This window comes from Methylobacterium sp. B1 (assembly GCF_000333255.1).
Lineage (GTDB): Bacteria > Pseudomonadota > Alphaproteobacteria > Rhizobiales > Beijerinckiaceae > Methylobacterium > Methylobacterium fujisawaense.
In genome coordinates this window covers 1-4,785 of record NZ_BACT01000932.1, presented here as the reverse complement: position 1 = coordinate 4,785, position 4,785 = coordinate 1, and the positions used below count along the sequence as shown (strand labels likewise).

At 70.8% G+C, this 4,785-nt stretch carries 5 protein-coding genes; 2 read left to right on the top strand and 3 right to left on the bottom strand.

What is annotated here, in order from left to right; translation table 11 throughout:
- Positions 1-680: efflux RND transporter permease subunit (locus I53_RS26250; protein ID WP_043356413.1), on the top strand; the 680-nt coding region annotated here is incomplete at its 5' end.
- Between the two features lie 42 nt (positions 681-722).
- Here the strand turns inward: I53_RS26250 and I53_RS26245 are convergent.
- The 3 genes from I53_RS26245 to I53_RS26235 form a co-directional block, all read right to left on the bottom strand.
- The gene (locus I53_RS26245; RefSeq protein WP_043356411.1) at positions 723-1,505 is read right to left on the bottom strand and encodes an ABC transporter ATP-binding protein; all 783 of its coding nucleotides are present in this window, start codon (positions 1,503-1,505) and stop codon (positions 723-725) included.
- A 97-nt stretch (positions 1,506-1,602) separates the two neighbouring features.
- Entirely contained in the window at positions 1,603-2,382 is a 780-nt protein-coding gene (locus tag I53_RS26240; RefSeq protein WP_236952970.1) for an ABC transporter permease, read from the bottom strand.
- A gap of 8 nt (positions 2,383-2,390) precedes the next feature.
- Entirely contained in the window at positions 2,391-3,371 is a 981-nt protein-coding gene (locus I53_RS26235) for an aliphatic sulfonate ABC transporter substrate-binding protein (RefSeq protein WP_043356408.1), read from the bottom strand.
- A gap of 848 nt (positions 3,372-4,219) precedes the next feature.
- Between I53_RS26235 and I53_RS26230 the strand changes: the two genes are divergently transcribed.
- On the top strand, positions 4,220-4,785 hold a 566-nt coding region (locus tag I53_RS26230; RefSeq protein ID WP_251982463.1), incomplete at its 3' end, for a DUF4188 domain-containing protein.

Here is a 4,785-nt window from a genome sequence, read left to right as displayed (position 1 = left end):
GCGGTACCGCGAATGTCGCCGACCGCGATCTGGCGGGATTCGTGGCGGCGGCCAAGCGCAAGATCGCCCGCGAGGTTCGGCTGCCCGAGGGGGTCTACGTGACCTTCTCGGGCGCTGCCGAGGCCCAGGCGGCCGCCCGCCGCGACCTCCTCGTCCATGCCGGGCTCGCCGGCTTCGGGATCGTGGTGCTCCTCGCCATCGTGACCGGTTCGGCGGCGAACCTGCTGCTGGTGCTCGTCAACCTGCCCTTCGCCTTCGTGGGCGGCGTGGCCGCGGCGGCGCTGACCGGCGGGGTCTTGTCGCTCGGCTCGATCGTCGGGTTCGTGACCCTGTCGGGCATCTCGCTGCGTAACAGCGTGATGCTGATCGCCCATTACGAGCAGATGGTAACCCGGGACGGGCGATCCTGGGACGCGGCCACGGCGGCGGAGGGCGCCGCGGACCGGATGGTGCCGATCCTGATGACCTCCCTGGTCACGGGTCTCGGCCTGCTGCCGCTGGCGCTCGGCGCCGGCGAGCCCGGCCGTGAGATCGAGGGCCCGATGGCGCTCGTGATCCTCGGCGGCCTCGTCACCTCGACGGTGCTGAACCTGCTGATCCTGCCGGTGCTGGCGCTCCGCTTCGCCCGGTTCCGGCGCGTGGATCCCGCGGATCTGGAGCTGACCGCGATCGGGTCCTGACGGCGGGCCGATCCGGCCTCGCGCCGCAGGTCGCCGCTGGTCCTACCACCAGCTCGCGCGGGTCTCGGGGGCGGCCGGCCGGTTGGCCGAGGCCGGGCGCAGGGAGTGATCGAGGGCGGCCAGCACGCGGCGCACGGCGTCCTCGTAGGTCGCCGCCACCGGTTCGCGCGGCCGGGCGAGCCCGATCGGCACGGTCTCGTCCAGGCGTCCCGGCCGCGGCCGCATTACCACCACCCGGTCGGCCAGGGTGACGGCCTCTCCGACATCGTGCGTGACGATCAGGATCGTCGGCTTCGACTCGGCCCAGAGATCGAGGAGCTGCTCGTGCAATCCCTTCCGGGTGAAGGCGTCGAGGGCGGAGAACGGCTCGTCGAGGAGCAGGACTCGCGGCCGCGCCACGAAGGCCCGGGCGATGGCCACGCGCTGCTGCTGGCCTCCGGACAGTTCCCGGGGCCAGCGGCCACCGTGCTCGGCGAGGCCGACCCGCTCCAGAGCATGGGTCACGCGCGCCCGGCGCTCGGACCGCGGGAGGTCGGCGAGGCCGAAGCTGACATTGCCGGCCACGTCGAGCCAGGGCAGCAGCCGCGGCTCCTGGAACACGACGCCGACGCTCGGATGCGGCGCGCGGATCGTCTCGCCGTCGACCTGCACGGCGCCTTGGCTCGCCTGATCGAGCCCCGCGATCAGCCGGAGCAGCGTCGTCTTTCCGCAGCCCGAGCCGCCGATCAGCGCGACGATCTCGCCCTGCTGGACCGACAGGTCGATGGCCGACAGGGCCCGCGTGCCGTCGGCATAGGTCTTGGAGAGGTCGTCGACGGTCAGCACGGGCGTCTCTCGCGCGGTCGCGGGATGGGGATCGGATTGGAACCGCGGCGCGGGACCGTCCCCGGTTCCGCGCCGCGCGTCAGCCCCAATCCTGCGGTCACAGGCTGTCCCGCACGGTATCCTGCCATCGGGTCAGGGGCCGTGTCAGCGTCAGCAGGGCCATGTCGGCCGCCTTGCCCACGAGGGCAAAGGCGATGATCGCCGCCACGATCTGATCCGGCTTGCTGAACTGCTGGCCGTCCACGAGCAGATAGCCGAGGCCCTCGGAGGCGCCCATCAGTTCCGCCGCCACGACGAACAGGAAGCCGAGACCGAGCCCCGTGCGCAGCCCGACGAGGGTCGCCGGCAGCACAGCCGGCAACAGGATCCGGCGGGCGAGGGCAAGGCGGGACAGGCGGAAGATCCGCCCGACCTCGACCAGCTTGCGGTCCACCGAGGCGATCGCCCCCGAGACGCCGACATAGACGGGGAAGAACACGCCCACGGCGATCAGCAGCACCTTCGGCGTCTCCAGGATGCCGAACCACAGGATGAAGAGCGGCACCCAGGCCAGAGACGGGACGGCGCGCAGGGCCTGCAGGCTCGGATCGACGAGCCAGCGCAGCAGCGGGATCGTCGCGACGAGGGCACCCGCGATGATCCCGGCCGCCGCTCCGCACAGGAAGCCGAGGCCGACCCGCACGAGGGTCGCCTCGACGTGAAGCCAGAGATCGCCCGACACCGCGAGCTCCCAGAGGGTCGCGCCGATCCGGCTCGGCGGCGGGAGCAGCCGTCCGGAGGCCGCGCCCGTCGCCACCGCGATCTCCCAACCGATCGCCGCGACGAGCGGCAATAGAAGCCCCAAACCCGCGCGGCCGCCCCGCCGCAGCAGCGGCACGCTGCCGCTCACTGTCCGGCGACGGGATTGAAGCGCGCGTCGAGCAGGCCGTCGACGGCCGCGGCCACGTCGGTACCCGCCGGGATCACGCCCGCCTGCTGCAGGGCTGTTCCGGCCGCCTTGATCGACTGGGCCTGGGCTGCGCCTATCGCCGGCTGGGACAGGTCGGTCCGCTCGAGCTGACGGGCGATCACCGGCTCGGGCAGCTTCGTGGCCGCAACGAGGGACGCGGCGAGGGCCTGGGGGTTGGCGAGCGCGTAGGCGCGGGCCCGCTCGTAAGCGGCGATCACCGTCCGGACGAGGTCGGGATGGGCCGTCGCGAACTCCTCCCGGACGTCCAGCAGGCCCCAGGTGTTCGCGGCGGCATCCCGGTAGAACAGCACGTCGCCGTTCTCGATCTCGGCGGCCGCCATCATCGGATCGAGGCCGGCCCAGGCATCGACGTCGCCGCGGTCGAGGGCGGTCCGGCCGTCCGGATGCTGCAGCAGCACGAGCTTGGCGTCGCGCTCGGTGAGGCCGGCGCTCTGGAGCGCGCGGATCAGGAAGATGTGCGGATCGGTGCCCCGGGTGACGGCGACGCGCTTGCCCTTGAGATCGGCGGGCTTGGCGATGCCGCTGTCCTTGCGGGTGACGAGCGCCGTCCATTCCGGGCGCGAATAGGCGTAGATCGCCTTGATCGGATTGCCGTTGATCCGCGCCACGAGGGCTGCGGCGCCGGCCGCCGAGCCGAAATCGATGGCGCCGGCGTTCAGGAATTCGAGCGCCTTGTTGGAGCCGAGCGACTGGACCCAGCGGACCTTGATGCCCCGCGGCGCCAGCGCCTCCTCGAGGAAGCCCTTCTCCTTCAGGAGCAGGCCGACCGGATTGTAGGTCGCCCAGTCCAGGCGGACCTCCTTCGGATCCTCGGCCCGGGCCTCGCGCGACGAGAGGCTGCCCAGGCACGCCAGGGCGAGGCCGGCGGCCAGGAGGGATCGGCGGTTCGGGATCATGAATCGGGCCTGGCGTCTGTAGCGGGTGCGGCGGGAGGCGTTCGGTCTGCGGCGCCGTAGCACAGGTCCCGGTTCGCGGTGCGATCCGAGCCGGTTCCTTCGAGGCGGCCGCGTTCGTGGAGTCAGCAGCGGCGGCAGATCAGCCGGACGGGTCTTTCGGACCGCGGCGAGGTTCGAGCGCGAACCGTCCACCCGATCCGGACGGCGTCCCTGTTCGTCCCGGGGACATGACCGGACCGCCCATGCGTCTTCATCTTCCCTGCGCTGCCCTCACCGTGACAGTGAATACAAGATCCTGTCGGTCGGCCAAGGAGTCAACGAAACGGCTTTCCCTACTTTGCTGGATGAAAGCAAGAATGTTCGTCATTTTGCGACGGCACGAGAATATTTTGCGCTTGAACGGAGCGGCGATGCCACTGCGGTTCTCCGACCCTTCTCGGCATCCATTCAGGCCAGCGACACGCCCTGCGTCCGACGACGGGGGCCGCTCGGCGCCATCGGGGACGTGCGCGGCGCGCAAGCGTGTCGAGCCTCCTGGCGGTCGCGCATCCCGGTTCATCGCGACCGGTCTGCGCCACGCGGAATCCCGGGCGGACGTCCGGCAGCCGGCGTGCCCCAACCTGAACCGACGTCGGATTGGATGCGACCCTCCGGTAACGTCGATGGCAGAGCCGGTGCGTCGTCCCCCCGGGGGGCCCGGCACATGGCGTCGGGATCGGCCTTCGTCATTCATCGCTCGATCACGAGATGTGCCGACCCTTCGTGCGCGAATATTGATTTGCAGAAAGGCCGGTGAATATTATCGGTTTACGGGTTCGGGCGAGTCACGCGGCGATACAGGCGCGATCATGGGGACGAGCATGGGCGCGAACCGGCACGAGCGGGTCCCGGACTTCTCGGGCTATCCGGATCTCGTCGTGATCTATCTCGGCATGAAGGTCCGGACGCTCGCCGGCGTCAGGACTCTCCTCGGCTTCGGACCGCGGATCGCCACGGTCGGCGCGGAACGCCCGGACGGCCTGCTGCACTACGAGAACAACATCATCTTCAGCCTGCGCCCGCTGCATCTGGGCATGCGCTGGTACTGGCGCGACATCGACAGCATGGTCGCCTGGGCGAAATCCGAGCCCCATCGGATCTGGTGGCGGGATTTCCTGCGGGACACGCGCGGCGTCGGCATCTGGCACGAGACCTACCACATGCGCGGCGGCATGGAGGCGATCTACAACACCGTCCCGGGCGCGGTCGGTTTCTCGGCCTTCATGCCGATGCAGGAGGCGCGCGGCTCCCTGGCGACGCGGCACGCGCGGCATGCCACGTCCGATCTGCACGACCTTCCCTCGGGGATGCGCCGGAAACGTCCGTGTCCCGCTGACGCGCGCCATGGGCCCTGCCCCGGTGCGGGCGGTACCGT

Excerpts from the sequence above, each read along its gene's own strand:
- I53_RS26235 (WP_043356408.1), bottom strand. The coding sequence starts at position 3,371 with ATGATCCCGAACCGCCGATCCCTCCTGGCCGCCGGCCTCGCCCTGGCG.